This is a genomic window from Solwaraspora sp. WMMD1047 (assembly GCF_029626155.1).
Lineage (GTDB): Bacteria > Actinomycetota > Actinomycetes > Mycobacteriales > Micromonosporaceae > WMMD1047.
In genome coordinates this window covers 2045714-2061142 of sequence record NZ_JARUBL010000001.1, presented here as the reverse complement: position 1 = coordinate 2061142, position 15429 = coordinate 2045714, and the positions used below count along the sequence as shown (strand labels likewise).

The following is a 15429-nucleotide window of genomic DNA, read 5'->3' as shown; positions in this document are numbered from 1 at the left end:
GGGCCGCCCGAGGAAGTCGGGTCGGGCGGGTCGGATTCGCCACGACCGCAGCCGGACACGGCGAGAAGGGCCGCCAGGCACATCAAGGCAAGGCGCGGTAGTCGGATGGGGTTCACTGCCACAACTCCGCTGTGTGTCGCGGCTCCTGCCGCATCGGATATGACGTCGACCGGCCCGGTGACCGGCCGGCCTCGCGTTCTGCCCAGGGCATGGCCCGGTTGCTGTCGGCCGGCTGATACCGGTGCGGACCGGCTGGCAGCGTCGACGCGGGGAACGGGTCGGGAACCGGGACCCGTTTCTCGGCCGGCGGAACGCCGGTCCTGATGCCGTAGGTCGGGGTGAGCAGTGGCGCGACGAAGTACAGCTGCACCGCGGCCAACAGGGCGGTGGTCCAGAGCGGGCCGATGCCGTACTCGGGGAAGCGCAGCGCGAGACCGCCCCAGATCAGCACCTGCACGCCCACGATCCAGGTTCGCAGGACCCTTGACACCCGCTCCGGCGCGCCCTTCTTCGCCTTGGGTGCCTTCTTGGTCACCGCCCCGGTCGGTACCCACTCCTGCACCTTCGCCTGCAGGGCATCCCAGATCGCGATGACGTGACAGCCCGAGTTGATCAGGCACAGCCGGAAGATTGAGGGCTTCCAGCCGCGCGCCATCATGGGAAAGATCAGCAGCGTGGCGAGCAGCGCGGGCACCATCGGCAGGTAGTTGTGCGGGAAGACCTGCTCGGGGAAGAACCAGAGCATGGTGATCGTCGGGAACGGCGCCGTGATGAGCAGGCCGGCCGATGCCATGTAGTACAGGAACGCCGCCCAGAATGCCGTCCGTTGTTTCCAGTCGAACCTGGCATCGCGGAAGTGCTTCTCCGTCATCAACAGCATCGAGGATCGGCACCACCGCTGTTGCTGGTTGGTGATCGCCGCCCAAGTGTCCGGGGCGACGCCCTTGGCAAGCGCCAGCGGCAGGTAACGGGTCTCCCACCCACCGGTCCAGAGCTTCACCCCGGAGTTCACGTCCTCGCCGAGCGGCACCCGGGCGAACCCGCCGACCGAGGCGACGGCGTCCTGCCGGTAGACGACGTTGGTGCCGGCGCAGATCGCCGCGCGGAACACGTCGCGGGCCGGCTGAATCCACCGGAAGAAGACCTCCTGGAGGCTGCCGGCACCGCGCTGGACGTAGTTCATCCAGGGGTCGATGTCGAAGTACTGTGCGGTCTGGACGATGCCGACCCTGGGGTGGGCCTGCATGTACGGCACGGTCTCATAGAGGAAGTCGTGGCGTGGCGCGAAGTCCGCGTCGAAAACGACACCGAACCGCCCCATCGAGAACTCGAAGGCGTTGATCATGTTGCCGGCCTTCTTGAGCCAGCCGCGCTCCCCCTCCCGCGGCGGCCGACCCGGCACGGGATCACGCCGGCGCATATAGACGAAGCCGTACCTGATGGCGAGTTGCTCGACCTCGGCGCGGTACTCACCGTCGTCGAGGAGGTACCGCATCACGGGAGCGTGCCACTGGACACCCGCGACCGCCCGGCAGGTGTTGTCCAACACCGCCACCGGCTCACCGCAGATCGGCACCCAGATGTCCACGGTGTCGGCCGGGTCCGGACGGTACCCGGCGATGGTGGCCTTGTGCTCGTCCAGGGTCAGCCGGGGTCGATGGCTGCGGAGCCAGAAGTTGACCAGGACCGGCATCAGCATGATCGGCAGGAACAGCAGCGCCGGCGTCGTCCACGGCGCTTTGATCGCCACCATCACGTAGCCGTAGAGGATGCCGACCGCGCTGATGAAGATCCAGGCGAAGATCCACGGCCGAGGCTTCTGGAAGTAGCTGTACTTCTCCTCATCCGTGGGGGGATGCGGCAGGTAGACGATCTCGCCATCCGTTGCCAGCTCACCACCGGGCGCGATCGAGCCTCGCGATTGAAGCATGAAGGACAGTCCTCTCAGCAGTACCCGTCTCCGCTGAATACGCACGGATCTGCGTACCGGTTCCCGGGTTTTCGCCAGTTCCTCGGCGGTCGATTCGTGCCGGCACCACGAGCGGTTGCGAAGGAGATTCTGATCGTGGCGGAACACCACCGTCAACTGCGAACCTCGGCATTACTCCTGTTTGTCCGGTTGCAAAGTCGTTGTCAGGTGCCAAAAACCCCGAAACTGAGCAACACCCGCCCGTTGGCGTGGGACAGTGGACTGTTCTGGTCGGACAGAGGAGAACGGTGGTGCGTTTACACCGCCGCCAGAACGGCGGCCTCGATCTGCTCCCGAGCGGCGTCATCCGGCCAGCCACCGACGAGGTAGAACGTGTCCACCACGTCACCGCCGAGGGTCGAGATCCGAGCCGCCCGCACCAGCGCCCCGACCCCGTCGAGGGCGCTGGCGATTCGGTACAACAGCCCGGCCGCGTTGGCTGCCCGCAACTCCAGCACCGTCGCGTCGGTGGCGGCCTCCCGATGCCAGACCACCCGTGGCGCGGCACCGGTCGATCGGCCGGCAAGCGCCCGCCCGCGCAGCCGCTGGGTCACCGACACGTCGCCGGTGACGACCCGCCGCAGGTCACCGGCGAGCGCGATCGGATCCGGCGGGGTGCCGTAGCGGGGTTGCACCCGGAACTCGACCAGGGCGCGGCCCTCGATGATCGACGCGTCGGCGGCGAGCACCTCCAGCCGGTGCAGGGCGAGGATCCCGGCCACCGCGGCGAGCAGGCCGCGTCGGTCGGCGGCGGCCACCGCCACCCGGTCCGGCTCCAGGTGTACGGCCGGCAGCGGCCCGGCCACCAGCGCCGGGTCCGGGGTCGGCGGGTCGGGCAGCCGGCCGGTGTCGAGCGCGAAGTGCACCCGCCGGACCAGCTCGGCGATCAGCCGGCCCTTCCAGTCCGACCAGGCGGCCGGGCCGGTGGCCAGGGCGTCCGCGCGGGCCAGCCCGTGCAGCAGGTTGAGGGTGGTGATGTCGCCGACCGCGTCCGCGACGGCCGAGATGGTGACCGGGTCGCCGAGATCCCGGCGGGTCGCCACGTCGGGCAGCAGCAGGTGCAGCCGGACCAGCTTCTCGATCAGCGCGACCTCGGCCGGCGGCAGGCCGATCCGGGCGGCGATCCGGCCCGCGATCGGCGCGCCGACGGTGCTGTGGTCGCCGGGCAGCCCTTTGCCGACATCGTGCAGGAAGGCACCGAGCAGCAGCAGGTCGGGGCGGTCCACCTCGCGCGTGTAGCTGGTCGCCTCGGCGGCGGCCTGCACCAGGTGCCGGTCGAGGGTGAACCGGTGCACCGGGTTGTGCTGCGGCAGGCTGCGCATCCGGGTCCACTCCGGCAGCCAGCCGTCGATCAGCCCGTACCGGTCGCAGGTCTCCCAGATCGGCACCAGGCCCGGGCCGGCCCCGAGCAGGGTGATCAGCGCCTCCCGGGCCGCCGTCGGCCAGGGTGCCGGCAGCGGCGGGCAGTAGGCGGCGAGCCATTCGCAGGTGGCCCGCGCGATCGGCAGCCCGGAGCCGGCCGCGGCGGCGGCCACCCGCAGCGACAGGCTGGGGTCCGGGCGGGCGCCGATCGCGGTCCGGGCCAGCACCAGCTCCCCGTCGTGCTCGACCACGTCCCGGGCCACCGGGCGGCGCACCAGCCGCCCGTCCGGGCCGCGCCGCCGGCCGGAGCGCAGCCGGTCGGCGGCCCGCCACCCGTCGTCCAGCGCGTGGCTGACGGTCCGGGCGTCGCCGGCCACCCGGCGCAGCAGCGCGTCGCCGTCGTCCAGGTCGAGCAGTCCCGCCACCGCCGCCCGCTCCTGGGCCACCAGCCGGTCCACCCGCCGGCCGACCGCCAGATGCAGGGCGTCGCGGGTGTCGAGCAGCCGCAGGTGCGCGGCGCGGACGGCGGGCCGCAGCGCGTCGGTCAGACCGGCGTACGCGATCGCGCGCAGGATGCCGACGTCGCGCAGCCCGCCGGCCGCCTCCTTGAGGTCACCTTCGAGCAGGAAGGCGAGCTCGCCGTGCACCTTCCAGCGGGCCGAGGTGCTCTCCCGCAGGGCCGGCAGTTGCCGGACGGCGGTCCGCCGCCACTGGTCGGCGGCGGCGTTGATCAGCTGGCCGGAGAGTGCCCGGTCGCCGGCGATGTGCCGGGCGTCGAGCAGGCCGAGGGCCACCTTGATGTCGTCGTGGGCGACCGAGAGCGCCTCGGGGATCGTCCGGGTGGAGTGGTCCAGACCGAGCCGGGCGTCCCAGATCGGGTACCAGATGGCGGCCGCCAGCTCGTCCATGCCGGGCACCCCGGAGTGCAGCAGCACCAGGTCCAGGTCGCTGAAGGGGGAACAGTCGCGGCGGCCGAGGCCGCCGACGGCGACCAGCGCCACCCCGGTGGCCGGCGTGCCGGCCGGGATCAGCGTGGTCAGCCAGGCGTCCAGCGCCGCGGCGCGGGCGTGCCGCGCCGCGGCGCCGATCGCGTTCTCGGTCCCGGAGACGGTCAAGGGTTCGACGGCCACGACGCCATCGCGCCGGGCCGCCGAACCCTTGATCATCTGTGTCCTCTCAGAGCGCGTCGAGGCCGCGCTCACCGGTCCGGACGCGGACGACGTCCTCGACGGCCGTCACCCACACCTTCCCGTCCCCGATCTTGCCGGTCCGAGCCCCGGTGACGACGGCGTCGACGACCTTCTCGACGTCGATCTCGTCGGTCAGGATCTCGACCCGGATCTTCGGGAGGAACTCGACCGTGTACTCGGCACCCCGGTAGACCTCGGTGTGCCCCTTCTGCCGCCCGTACCCCTGAACCTCGCTCACGGTCAGCCCCGCCACGCCGAGAGCGTGCAGCGCCTCCTTCACCGCGTCGAGCTGGTAGGGCTTGATGACCGCGGTCACCAGCTTCATGTCCAAACCCTCCATCAGGAAAAGTTAACCGGCGACCTTCTCGGACACGGACGGGGAATCGGTGTTCGGGGCCGCCTTGGTGGCGATCCCGGCCTGGGCGAACGCGCCCCCGCCACCACCGGTGGTGGTGAACTCGTACGCGCTCTCGGCGTGCTCGGCGGTGTCGATGCCCTCGACCTCGACCTCGGGCTTGACCCGGAAGCCGATGGTCTTGTCGAGCGCGAAGCCGAGGATCCAGGCGACCACGAACGAGTAGGCCGCGACGGCCACCACCGCGATGATCTGGTCGAGCAGCAGCGCGGCGCTGCCGCCGTAGAACAGACCCTCGGCACCCTCCTCACCGGTGGCGAGCTGGGTGGCGAGCAGACCGATCAGGACCGAACCGACCGCGCCACCGACCAGGTGCACGCCGACCACGTCGAGCGAGTCGTCGTAGCCGAGCTTGTACTTCAGGCCGACGGCCAGGGCGCAGATCGCACCGCAGATGATGCCGAGCGCGATCGCTCCCATCGGCTCCAGGAAGGCGCAGGCCGGGGTGATACCGACCAGGCCGGCAACGGCGCCGGACGCGGCACCCAGGGTGGTCGGCTTGCCGTCGCGGATCCACTCGACGACCAGCCAGCCCATCACGGCCGCGGCGGTCGCGACCTGGGTGTTGATGAAGGCGATCGCGGCGGTGCCGTTCGCGGCCAGGGCGGAGCCGGCGTTGAAGCCGAACCAGCCGAACCACAGCAGGCCCGCGCCGAGCAGCACCATCGGCAGGTTGTGCGGCTTGAACTTGTCCTTCGGCCAGCCGACCCGCTTGCCCAGCACGAGTGCCAGGGCCAGGGCCGCGGCGCCGGCGTTGACGTGGACGGCGGTGCCGCCGGCGAAGTCCAGGGCGCCGACCTGCTCCATGATCCAGCCGCCACCCCAGACCCAGTGGGCGACCGGGAAGTAGACCAGGGTGGCCCAGAGCACGGCGAAGATCAGCCAGGTGCCGAACCGGGCGCGGTCGGCGATGGCGCCGCTGATCAGGGCGACGGTGATCACGGCGAACATCAGCTGGAACGCGGAGAACGCCAGGTCGGGGATGCCGCCCTCGGTGCCCGAGTCCATCAGGCCGCGGAGACCGGCGACCGAGAAGTCACCGACCACTCCGCCCACGTCCCCGCCGAAGGCGAGGCTGTGTCCGTAGAACACCCACAACAGGCTGATGATCCCGATCGAGCCGAAGCTCATCATCATCATGTTCAGGACGCTCTTGGACCGCGTCATCCCGCCGTAGAACAGGGCCAGGCCAGGCGTCATCAGCAACACCAGGGCGGCGGAAGCAAATACCCAGGCGGTGGCACCAGAATCGAGCTCCGGCACGCTGCCTCCTCTCGGTTGGATTCATTCCTCCCGGCAGGCAGAGCGGCATTGCCCGGTGCCGGTTGGCGGGAAGCTTCCAGCCCGGCTGTTTCACACACGGTCCCCGTGCGGTTTCCAGCGCGTCACAGGTTGTTTCGTACGTGTGAAGAAAGCCTCACGGTCGAGAGAACGGTTAGGGGCATACCAGCCGAATAGCCCACCCAAGGTAAACGGAAAGCGACGGCCGTCACCGCAACGCGTGCTCCAGAATGTGACGTTCGTAGTCCAGCAGCCGAAGGTCGCGCATCGGGCGCCGAAGGTGCCCCTTGTGCACGATCCGGACGAAAGCCGGCTCGCCGGCGGCGGCCATCCGGCGGATGCCCTCGACGTGGTCGACGATCCGCTTGCGGATGGTCCGCACCAGCCGCCGCCGGTCGCGCGGAATCAGACCGTACGCGTCGGCGAAGAGCCGCAGCCGCCGGGGCCGGTCCGGGCGCTTCCACCCCAGCGTGTACGAGTCCCGGTCGGCGAAGAGCGGCACCCAGGTCCAGGCCGCGTACGCCACGTCGTAGATCCGGGCACCCGGCGAGGCCAGGTCGAAGTCGATCAAGGCGAGGGTGCCGTCCGGCCGCCAGATCACGTTGTGCGGCGCGGCGTCGTGGTGACAGATCACCTCGGTGTCCGGCGGCGGCGGCCCGAACGACCGCCAGACCGCGCCCGGCGGCGGGGCGAAGCCGTACTGCGCGTCGTGGAACATCCGCAGCATGGTGGCCACCGTGACCAGCGCCTCGTCGGTGACCCAGTGCGGGGCGAGCGGATACTCACCGCACTCCCCCTCCAGATAGGAGAGCACCTCCCGGTTGCGCTCGTCCATGCCGAGCGCCCGGGGCGAACCGGTGAAGCCGACGTACTCCAGGTGCCGCAGCAGGGCGTGCACGGAGGGGGTCCAGGGGCCGGCGTTGCGCCGCACCGTGTCGCCGACCCGCACGACCGTGCTGACGTTACCGCCGTGCAGCGGGATCTCCTGCGAAGTCACGTACGGTCTCCCGAGGCGCGGGTCCAGCTCGTGGGGATCGCGCCGGACGGCGTCGGCGCGGTCGTCAACAGTCACTGAGGTTACGCGTCCCCGCCAAGCGGCTCGGTACCGAGGAGCGCGTCGACGAACTGGGCGGGGTCGAACGGTGCCAGATCGTCCGGCCCTTCACCCAGGCCGACCAGCTTGACCGGGATGCCGAGCTTGCGCTGCACCGCCAGCACGATGCCGCCCTTGGCGGTGCCGTCCAGCTTGGTCAGCACCACACCCGTGACGTCGACCACCTCGGTGAAGACCCGGGCCTGCTCCAGCCCGTTCTGCCCGGTGGTCGCGTCGAGCACCAGCAGCGTCTCGTCGACCGGACCCTGCTTCTCCACCACCCGCTTGACCTTGCCGAGCTCGTCCATCAGCCCGACCTTGTTCTGCAGCCGGCCGGCGGTGTCGATAAGCACCGCGTCGACCCCGGCCTCGGCGCCGCGGCGGACCGCGTCGAAGGCCACACTCGCCGGGTCGGCCCGCTCCGGACCCCGGACCACCTCGGCACCGACCCGGCTGGCCCAGGTCGCGAGCTGGTCGGCGGCGGCGGCCCGGAAGGTGTCGGCGGCGCCGAGCGTGACGCTGCGCCCGTCGGCCACCAGCACCCGGGCGATCTTGCCGCAGGTGGTGGTCTTCCCGGCGCCGTTCACGCCGACCACCAGCAGCACCGCGGGGCGGTCGCCCTGCCGGGTGGCCCGCAGCGACCGGTCCAGCTGGGGATCGAGGGCGTTGACCAGCTCGGCGGCGAGCAGCGCGCGCAGTTCGGTGGCGGTCCGGGTGCCGAGCACCGTGGTGCGCTCCCGCAGCCGGTCCACGATCTCGCGGGTCGCCTCGATCCCGACGTCGGCGCCGATCAGGGCGTCCTCGATCTCCTCCCAGACGTCCTCGTCGAGGTGGTCGCGGCTGAGCAGCCCGAGCAGCCCCTTGCCGAAGACGGTCTGCGACCGCGACAGCCGCGACCGCAGCCGGACCAGCCGGCCGGCGGTCGGCTCCGGCCGCTCCACCACCGGCGGCTGCGCGACCGGCGGCTGGGCCACCGGCGGCTGGGCCACCGGCGGCACGGCCTCGGGCTCCGCCGGCCGCGGCGGCGCGGTGGTGGTGCCGGCCGGCGGTCGCTCCAACACCTCGGTCCCGGTCGCCGCACCCCCGCCCGCCGGTGGCTCCGGGCGGCGGCGCAGCCGGGGCACCACCAGACCCAGGCCGCCGAGAACCAGCACACCCAGCAGGATCAACGCGACGACGAGGTAGTCCATGGCGAAATCCTGTCAGACGCTCTCCGCCGCCGCCCGGGTAGGCTCGCCGCCACACCATGGGTGGCGCCGCGACCGGCTGGGTAAGCGGGCAGGGTCGCCCACCGTCGCGGAGGTCCACGCCCCATGCCCACTGCTCGGTTGCTGATCGGCCCCGTGCTGCGCCGGGTGGTCGGCCGGCGGGCCACCATCTGGGTGGAGACCAGCGGACCCGCCCTGGTCCGGGTGAGCACCCCGGACGGCGCCGCCGGCGAGGCGGTGACCTTCACCGCGTTCGACCACCACTACGCGCTGGTCGTGGTGAACGGGCTGACCCCCGGCCAGGCCAGCCCGTACCAGGTCTTCATCGACGATGACCTGGCCTGGCCGGAGCCGGGCGCCGCGTACCCACCGAGCATGATCCGGACCCGGGCCGACGACGACGGCGACCAGCCGGTCCGGCTCGTCTTCGGCTCCTGCCGGGAGACCACCCAGCACTCCACCGCGCGCCGGCTACCGCCGGACGCCCTGGACGCGTACGCCCGGCGCCTGATCGCCGCCGGCGGCGCCGACCAGGTGCCGGCCGACTGGCCCGACCTGCTGGTCCTCCTCGGCGACCAGGTGTACGCCGACCAGACGTCGCCGACGGTGCGCAAGCTGCTCAGCCGGCGGCGCCGGCGGACCCCGCACGCGCCGGCCGACCAGGTGGTCAGCTTCGACGAGTACACCAAGCTCTACCTGGAGTCGTGGCGCGATCCGGAGATCCGCTGGCTCCTCTCCACCGTGCCGAGTGTGATGATCTTCGACGACCACGAGATCATCGACGACTGGAACACCTCGACGCCGTGGCGGGCCGACGCCCGCAGCCAGCCGTGGTGGCGGGAGCGGATCGCCAGCGGGCTCGCCTCGTACTGGGTCTACCAGCACCTGGGCAACCTGTCGCCGGACGAGATCGCGGCCGACCCGGTCTACGCCAAGGTGGTCGCCGCCGAGGACGCCACCGAGGTGCTGCGCGAGTTCGGGCAGCGGGTCGACGCCGAGGCGGCCGAGTACGACGCCGCCCTCGGCGCCGGCACCGCCCCGCCGAGCGGCCCCCGCTACCAGTTCAGCTACGCCCTGGATCTGGGGCGCACCCGGCTGGTCGTGCTGGACAACCGGTGCAGCCGGGTACTGGACGCCGCACACCGGGCGATGCTGCCGCCCACGGAGTGGTCCTGGTTCATCGACCGGGCGCACGGCAGCTACGACCACCTGGTGGTCGGCTCGTCGCTGCCCTGGCTGCTGCCGCCGGGCATCCACCACCTGGAGGCGTGGAACGAGCGGCTGGCCGACTCGCCCCGGCCGTGGGTGGCGTCGTTCGCCGAACGGCTGCGCCGCGCCCTCGACCTGGAGCACTGGGCGGCCTTCCAACGCTCCTTCGTGGCCCTGGCCGCCCTCTTCGAACGGCTCGGCACCGGCCGGGCCGCGGCGGAGGGCGACCGGGTGGGGGCCGGTCCGGCGTACCCGGCGCCGGCCTCGATCAGCGTGCTCTCCGGAGACGTGCACCACTCGTACGTGGCCCGGGCCCGGTTTTCGGCCGGGATGACCACGCCGGTGCACCAGCTCACCTGCTCGCCGATCCACAACCAGGTGCCGGCCGCGATGCGCCCGCTGATGCGGCTGGGCTGGTGGCGCGGCCCGGCCACCGCGACCCGGGCGCTGTCCCGGACGGCCGGCCTGCCCCGCGCGCCGATCCGCTGGCGCAAGGTCAGCGGCCCGTACTTCGGTAACGCGGTGAGCGTGCTGACCCACGACGGCCGGTCGGCCGAGGTGACCATCGAGGGCACCGACCGGCAGGGTGCGCTGCGCCTGATCAGCCACCGTTCGCTCACCGACCCGGCGCCGGCCGGGCGCTGACCGAGGCGGTATATCGGCGGCGGCCGGCACCGGGCCGGCGGCATCATGTTCCGATGACCTGGACAGCCCCTGCGGTGACCCGCATCCCCATGCCGACCCTCGGCGACGAGCGCCCGCACCTGCAGGGGTGGCTCGACCACCACCGGCAGACCCTGCTACTCAAGTGCGCCGGCCTCACCGCGGAACAGCTCAAGACCGCCGCCGTCGCACCCTCCAACCTGACCCTGCTCGGCCTGGTCCGGCACATGGCCGAGGTCGAGCGGTGGTGGTTCCGCCGATCCTTCGCCGGGCAGCAGGTGGGCGACCTCTACTGCAGCGAGGCGAGCCCGGACGGCGACTTCGACGACCTGGCCACCGCCGACCCCGAGACCGACCTGGCCACCTTCCACCGCGAGGTCGCGCTGGCCGACCAGGCGGTCGCCGGACGCGACCTGGCCGAGGAGTTCACCAGCTCACGCGGCCGGCAGCTGCACCTGCGCTGGATCTACCTGCACATGATCGAGGAGTACGCCCGGCACAACGGCCACGCCGACCTGATCCGCGAGCGGATCGACGGCACGACAGGGGTCTGACGTCGGCCGTGGCGGTCAGCGGTGCACCGGCAGCAGGGCGGCCCGCAGGTAGCGCAGGTCGGTCGGGCCGGTCCAGCGCAGCGCCGGCAGGCCGGCGGCCCGCGCGCCGCGTACCGCGCGGTCGTCGTCGTCGACGAAGAGCGTGCTGGCCGGCGGGCTGCCGACCGCCTGGCAGGCCCGCTGGAAGTACTCGGCGGCCGGCTTGGCCACCCCGAGCACCGCGGAGCTGACCACGACGTCGGTCTCGCCGGTCAGCTTCAGCAGGTCCAGGTCGGCGTCGAGCAGATCGGTGGCGTTGGTGGCCAGGCCGACCGGCACCCCGGCGGCGCGCAGCTCACGGAGCAGCGCCAGCACCTCCTGGTCGACCTCGCCGCGGTACGCCTGCCACCGGGCCACCGCCTCCCGGGCCGGCCGCTGGCCGCCGGCCGGGCCGGCCAGCTCGGCCGCCACGTCGGCCATCCACTCGGCGTGCCTACGCTGGCCGAGCAGCACGGTCCGCACCAGGTCCGGCCGCATCGCGGTGGCCAGCAGTGCCCCGTCGGGCAGCCCGTAGTCGCGTTCGACCTCGGCGTTGCGGGCCGGGTCGAAGCGCCGCAGCACCCCGTCCAGGTCGATCAGCAGCGCGGTGGGCCGGTCGGTCCGTCGGCCGGTCACTCGTCACCGTCGCCGGTCAGCCGCTGGCTGATCACCTCGGTCACGCCGTTGCGCATGGTCACGCCGTACAAGGCGTCCGCCACCTCCATCGTCCGCTTCTGGTGGGTGATGATGATCAGCTGGCTCTTCTCCCGGAGCTGGGCCATCAGTGTGATCAGCCGGCCGAGGTTGACGTCGTCGAGCGCCGCCTCCACCTCGTCCATGATGTAGAACGGGCTGGGCCGGGCCCGGAAGATCGCCACCAGCATCGCCACCGCGGTCAACGACCGTTCCCCGCCGGACAGCAGCGACAGCCGCTTGATCTTCTTGCCGGGCGGCCGGGCCTCGACCTCGACGCCGGTGGTGAGCAGGTCCTCCGGGTCGGTGAGCACCAGTCGTCCCTCGCCGCCGGGGAAGAGCACGGTGAAGACCTGCTCGAACTCGCGCGCGGTGTCGGCGAACGCGCTGGCGAACACCTCCAGGATCCGGTCGTCGACGTCCTTGACCACGGTGAGCAGGTCCCGCCGGGTGGCCTTGAGGTCCTCCAGCTGCTCGGAGAGGAACTTGAACCGCTCCTCCAGCGCCGCGAACTCCTCCAGGGCGAGCGGGTTGACCTTGCCGAGCAGGGCCAGCTCGCGTTCCGCCTTGGCGGCCCGCTTCTCCTGCACGGGCCGCTCGAACGGGGCCGGTTCGGGGGCCGGTTTGTCGTCCCGCTCGGCCGCCGCCAGCTCGGCCTGGCTGGGCGGGACGAGCTGCTGCGGGCCGTACTCGGCAACCAGCGTTTCGACGTCCAGCGCGAAGTCCTCGGCCGCCTTCGCCTCCAGCTGCTCGATCCGCAGCCGCTGCTCGGCGCGGGCCACCTCGTCCCGGTGCACCTGGCTGGTGAGCCGTTCCAGCTCGGCGCCGAGCCGCTTGCTGGCGCCGCGTACCTGGAGCAGCTCGGCCTCCCGCGCGGACCGGGCGCTGGCGACCTCGTCGCGGGCCCGCTCGGCGGCGGCCAGCGAGACGGCGACCCGGGTCAGTGCCGTGCGGGCCCCGGTCTCGACCGCCCGGGCGATGGCGGCGCCCCGGGTCCGGGCGGCCCGGCGGGCCGCCGCCCGCTCCCGGGCCGCCCGCTCGGAGGCGGCCTGCCGGGCCAGCGAATCGGCCCGACCGGCGATCGACGAGACCCGCTCCTCGGCGGTACGCACCGCGAGCCGGACCTCCATCTCGTTCTGCCGGGCGGTCGGCAGGTAGGCGGCCAGCTCGTCGCGCTCCTCGGTGGACGGTTCGGCGTCCAGCGGGGTCGCCTCGGCCAGCCGCAGCCGCTCCTCCAGCTCGGCCAGGCCGGCCAGGTCGCGGTCGCGGGCCTGCTCGGCGCGGGCCCGGGACTCGGCCAGCCGGGCGGTCTCGGCCTGGGCGGAGCGGGCGGCGGCGCCGAGTTCGGCCAGCCGGCGGGCGGCGGCGTTGCGCTGCCCTTCGGCCTCCTTGCGGACCGCCGCCGCGGCGGCCACCTCGGCCTTGCGCTCGGCCACCTCGGCCTGCGCCTCGGCGAGCTGTCCGCGCAGCTCGAGGCCGGTGGCCTCGGCGGCGGCGCGGTTGGCGCGGGCCTCCTCGACGGCCGCCTGCACCTCGATGTAGCTGGGCGCCTTGGCCGAGCCGCCGGCCGCCGCGTAGGCGCCGACCACGTCCCCGTCCGGGGTGACCGCGCGCAGCTCCGGGTTCGCGGCCGCCAGCCGGGTCGCCGCCTCAAGATCATTCACGAGTACGACGTCACGCAGCGCCCGGTGCACCGCCGGGCGGATGTCGTCCGGGCAGCCGACCAGGTCCGGTGCCCAGCGGGCGCCGTCGGGCAGCTGTGGGCGCAGCGCGTCGGCCGACCCGATCATGCCCGGCCCGGCCACCCCACCGACCAGGATGCTGGCCCGGCCGGCGTCGGCGATCTTGAGCAGCCGCATCGCCTCGGCCGCCTCGTCGACCCCGCTGACCGCGACCGCGTCGGCGAGGGCGCCGAGCGCGGCGGCCAGCGCCGCCTCGTGTCCGGGCGCCACCGTCAGCAGGCCGGCCAGGCCGCCGAGCAGGCCCGGCACCTCGCCGGCGCGGGCCAGCAGCGCACCGGCCCCGTCCTTGCGGCGCAGCCCCATCTCCAGCGCGTCCTGGCGGGCCTTCCAGGTGGCCGCCTCCTTCTCCGCGGCCCGCTCGGCGTCCGACAGCGAGCGGACGGTCGCGGTGGCCGCCTCCTGAGCGGCCAGCGCCTCGGCGTGCCGGGCGTCCAGGTCGGCGTTGTCCCGGTCGGCCTCGGAGGACTGGGCGGCGACCGCGTCGAGGTCGGCCTGGGCCTGCTGCGCCCGGGCCTGGGCGTCGGCGTGCGCGGCGGCCAGCCGGGAGATCTCCTCGGCCGCCGAGCCGGTCCGGGCGCGGGCCGAGTTGACCTGCCCGGTCAGCTTGGCCAGTCCCTCCCGCCGGTCGGCGATCGCCTTGGCCGCGGCGACCAGCGCGCGTTCGGCCTCGGCGAGCTGCCGTTCCAGCTGCTGGCGTCCCTCGACCGCCTCGGCCAGTCGGACCTGGTCCTCGGTCAGGGCGGCCCGCAGCTCCGCCTCCTGGGCCCGGACCCGCTCGGCCTCGGCGGCGAGCTGGTCCGGGTCGCGGCCGGGACGTTCGTCGTCACCGGCGCTGCTCAGATGCCGCAGTCGTTCCCGGGCCAGCTGCTCGGTGGAGCGGAACCGCTCCTGCAGGGCGGAGAGGCGGTACCAGGTGTCCTGGGCCGACGCCAGCAGCGGGGCGTCCTCGGCGAGCGCGGCCTCCAGTTCGGCGAGCCGGTGCTGCAGCTCGGTGTGCTCGGCCTCGACCTGCTCGCGCCGCTGACGCAGCGCGGTCTCGTCGGCGATCTCCTTGTCCAGTGTGGAGCGCAGGGTGGCCAGGTCGTCGGCGAGCAGCCGCAGTCGGGCGTCGCGCAGGTCGGACTGGATGGTGGCGGCCCGCCGGGCCACCTCGGCCTGCCGGCCCAGCGGTTTGAGCTGGCGGCGCAGCTCGGCGGTCAGGTCGGTGAGGCGGTTGAGGTTGGTCTGCATCGCGTCGAGCTTGCGCAGCGCCTTTTCCTTGCGCTTGCGGTGCTTGAGGACACCGGCCGCCTCCTCGATGAACGCCCGCCGGTCCTCCGGCTTGGCGTGCAGGACGGCGTCGAGCTGGCCCTGACCGACGATGACGTGCATCTCCCTGCCGATGCCCGAGTCGGAGAGCAGCTCCTGGATGTCGAGCAGCCGGCAGGAGTCGCCGTTGATCTCGTACGCGCTCTCCCCGGAGCGGAACATCCGCCGGGTGATGGAGACCTCGGTGTAGTCGATCGGCAGCGCGCCGTCGGTGTTGTCGATGGTGAGGGTGACCTCGGCCCGGCCCAGCGGCGCCCGGCCGGCCGTGCCGGCGAAGATGACGTCCTCCATCTTGCCGCCCCGCAGCGCCTTGGCGCTGTGTTCGCCGAGCACCCAGGCGATGGCGTCGACGACGTTGGACTTGCCGGAGCCGTTGGGACCCACCACGCAGGTGATCCCCGGCTCCAGTTTCAACGCCGTGGTGGAGGCGAAGGACTTGAAGCCCTTCACCGTCAGGCTCTTGAGATACACGCTTTCCGATCCTCGTCCGAGGTGACCGCCGGGTGGCTGGACCCCGTCCACCGCCGTCCCGCCGGACCGGTCACCCCGGAGGGTAACCCCGTACCGTGCCGGTCACCTGTCGGCACGCTCTGAGCAGCGTATCCAATGCCCACGGGCGGCCCGCCGGGCGATCCAACTACCACAAAAATGGAAAATCGCCCGGCACTGCCGCAAAAGATGGCCGTCCAGGCACAAAAAATGCGCGCCGCCACGGGTGTGTCGG

General features: G+C 72.7%; 10 protein-coding genes. 2 read left to right on the top strand and 8 right to left on the bottom strand.

Annotation, left to right across the window (positions count from 1 at the left end):
* Positions 1–112: 112 nt before the first annotated feature.
* From O7627_RS09510 to ftsY, 6 genes are all read right to left on the bottom strand, one after another.
* Positions 113–1930: a glycosyltransferase family 2 protein gene (locus tag O7627_RS09510; protein ID WP_278093122.1), complete on the bottom strand. Its 1818-nt coding sequence runs from the start codon at positions 1928–1930 to the stop codon at positions 113–115.
* A gap of 296 nt (positions 1931–2226) precedes the next feature.
* Positions 2227–4497 carry a [protein-PII] uridylyltransferase gene (locus O7627_RS09505; protein WP_278093121.1) on the bottom strand — a complete coding sequence of 757 codons (2271 nt, stop codon included), beginning with the start codon at positions 4495–4497 and terminating at the stop codon, positions 2227–2229.
* A 10-nt stretch (positions 4498–4507) separates the two neighbouring features.
* Complete coding sequence (locus O7627_RS09500) at positions 4508–4846, bottom strand: P-II family nitrogen regulator (protein WP_347404705.1); 339 nt, start codon at positions 4844–4846, stop codon at positions 4508–4510.
* Between the two features lie 24 nt (positions 4847–4870).
* The gene (locus O7627_RS09495) at positions 4871–6199 is read right to left on the bottom strand and encodes an ammonium transporter (protein ID WP_278093119.1); all 1329 of its coding nucleotides are present in this window, start codon (positions 6197–6199) and stop codon (positions 4871–4873) included.
* Positions 6200–6425: 226 nt separating this feature from the next.
* Positions 6426–7289, bottom strand: coding sequence for an aminoglycoside phosphotransferase family protein (locus O7627_RS09490; protein WP_278093118.1), 864 nt, complete (start codon positions 7287–7289; stop codon positions 6426–6428).
* Between the two features lie 5 nt (positions 7290–7294).
* A complete protein-coding gene (ftsY, locus tag O7627_RS09485) occupies positions 7295–8500 on the bottom strand; it encodes a signal recognition particle-docking protein FtsY (protein ID WP_278093117.1) in 1206 nt (401 codons plus the stop codon).
* A gap of 123 nt (positions 8501–8623) precedes the next feature.
* Here ftsY and O7627_RS09480 point away from each other — a divergent pair, with 123 nt between their 5' ends.
* Both O7627_RS09480 and O7627_RS09475 read left to right on the top strand, forming a co-directional pair.
* The gene (locus tag O7627_RS09480; protein ID WP_278093116.1) at positions 8624–10372 is read left to right on the top strand and encodes an alkaline phosphatase D family protein; all 1749 of its coding nucleotides are present in this window, start codon (positions 8624–8626) and stop codon (positions 10370–10372) included.
* Positions 10373–10425: 53 nt separating this feature from the next.
* On the top strand, positions 10426–10944 hold the full coding sequence (locus O7627_RS09475) for a DinB family protein (protein WP_278093115.1): 519 nt from the start codon (positions 10426–10428) through the stop codon (positions 10942–10944).
* A 15-nt stretch (positions 10945–10959) separates the two neighbouring features.
* Here O7627_RS09475 and O7627_RS09470 read toward each other — a convergent pair whose 3' ends face one another.
* Both O7627_RS09470 and smc read right to left on the bottom strand, forming a co-directional pair.
* Positions 10960–11598 carry an HAD-IA family hydrolase gene (locus tag O7627_RS09470; RefSeq protein ID WP_278093114.1) on the bottom strand — a complete coding sequence of 213 codons (639 nt, stop codon included), beginning with the start codon at positions 11596–11598 and terminating at the stop codon, positions 10960–10962.
* Positions 11595–15176: a chromosome segregation protein SMC gene (gene smc, locus O7627_RS09465; RefSeq protein WP_278093113.1), complete on the bottom strand. Its 3582-nt coding sequence runs from the start codon at positions 15174–15176 to the stop codon at positions 11595–11597. The genes O7627_RS09470 and smc overlap by 4 nt, the downstream gene beginning before the upstream one ends.
* Positions 15177–15429 lie beyond the last annotated feature (253 nt).

Excerpts from the sequence above, each read along its gene's own strand:
- O7627_RS09510 (WP_278093122.1), bottom strand. The coding sequence starts at position 1,930 with ATGCTTCAATCGCGAGGCTCGATCGCGCCCGGTGGTGAGCTGGCAACG.
- O7627_RS09505 (WP_278093121.1), bottom strand. The coding sequence starts at position 4,497 with ATGATCAAGGGTTCGGCGGCCCGGCGCGATGGCGTCGTGGCCGTCGAA.
- O7627_RS09500 (WP_347404705.1), bottom strand. The coding sequence starts at position 4,846 with ATGAAGCTGGTGACCGCGGTCATCAAGCCCTACCAGCTCGACGCGGTG.
- ftsY (WP_278093117.1), bottom strand. The coding sequence starts at position 8,500 with ATGGACTACCTCGTCGTCGCGTTGATCCTGCTGGGTGTGCTGGTTCTC.
- O7627_RS09480 (WP_278093116.1), top strand. The coding sequence starts at position 8,624 with ATGCCCACTGCTCGGTTGCTGATCGGCCCCGTGCTGCGCCGGGTGGTC.
- O7627_RS09475 (WP_278093115.1), top strand. The coding sequence starts at position 10,426 with ATGACCTGGACAGCCCCTGCGGTGACCCGCATCCCCATGCCGACCCTC.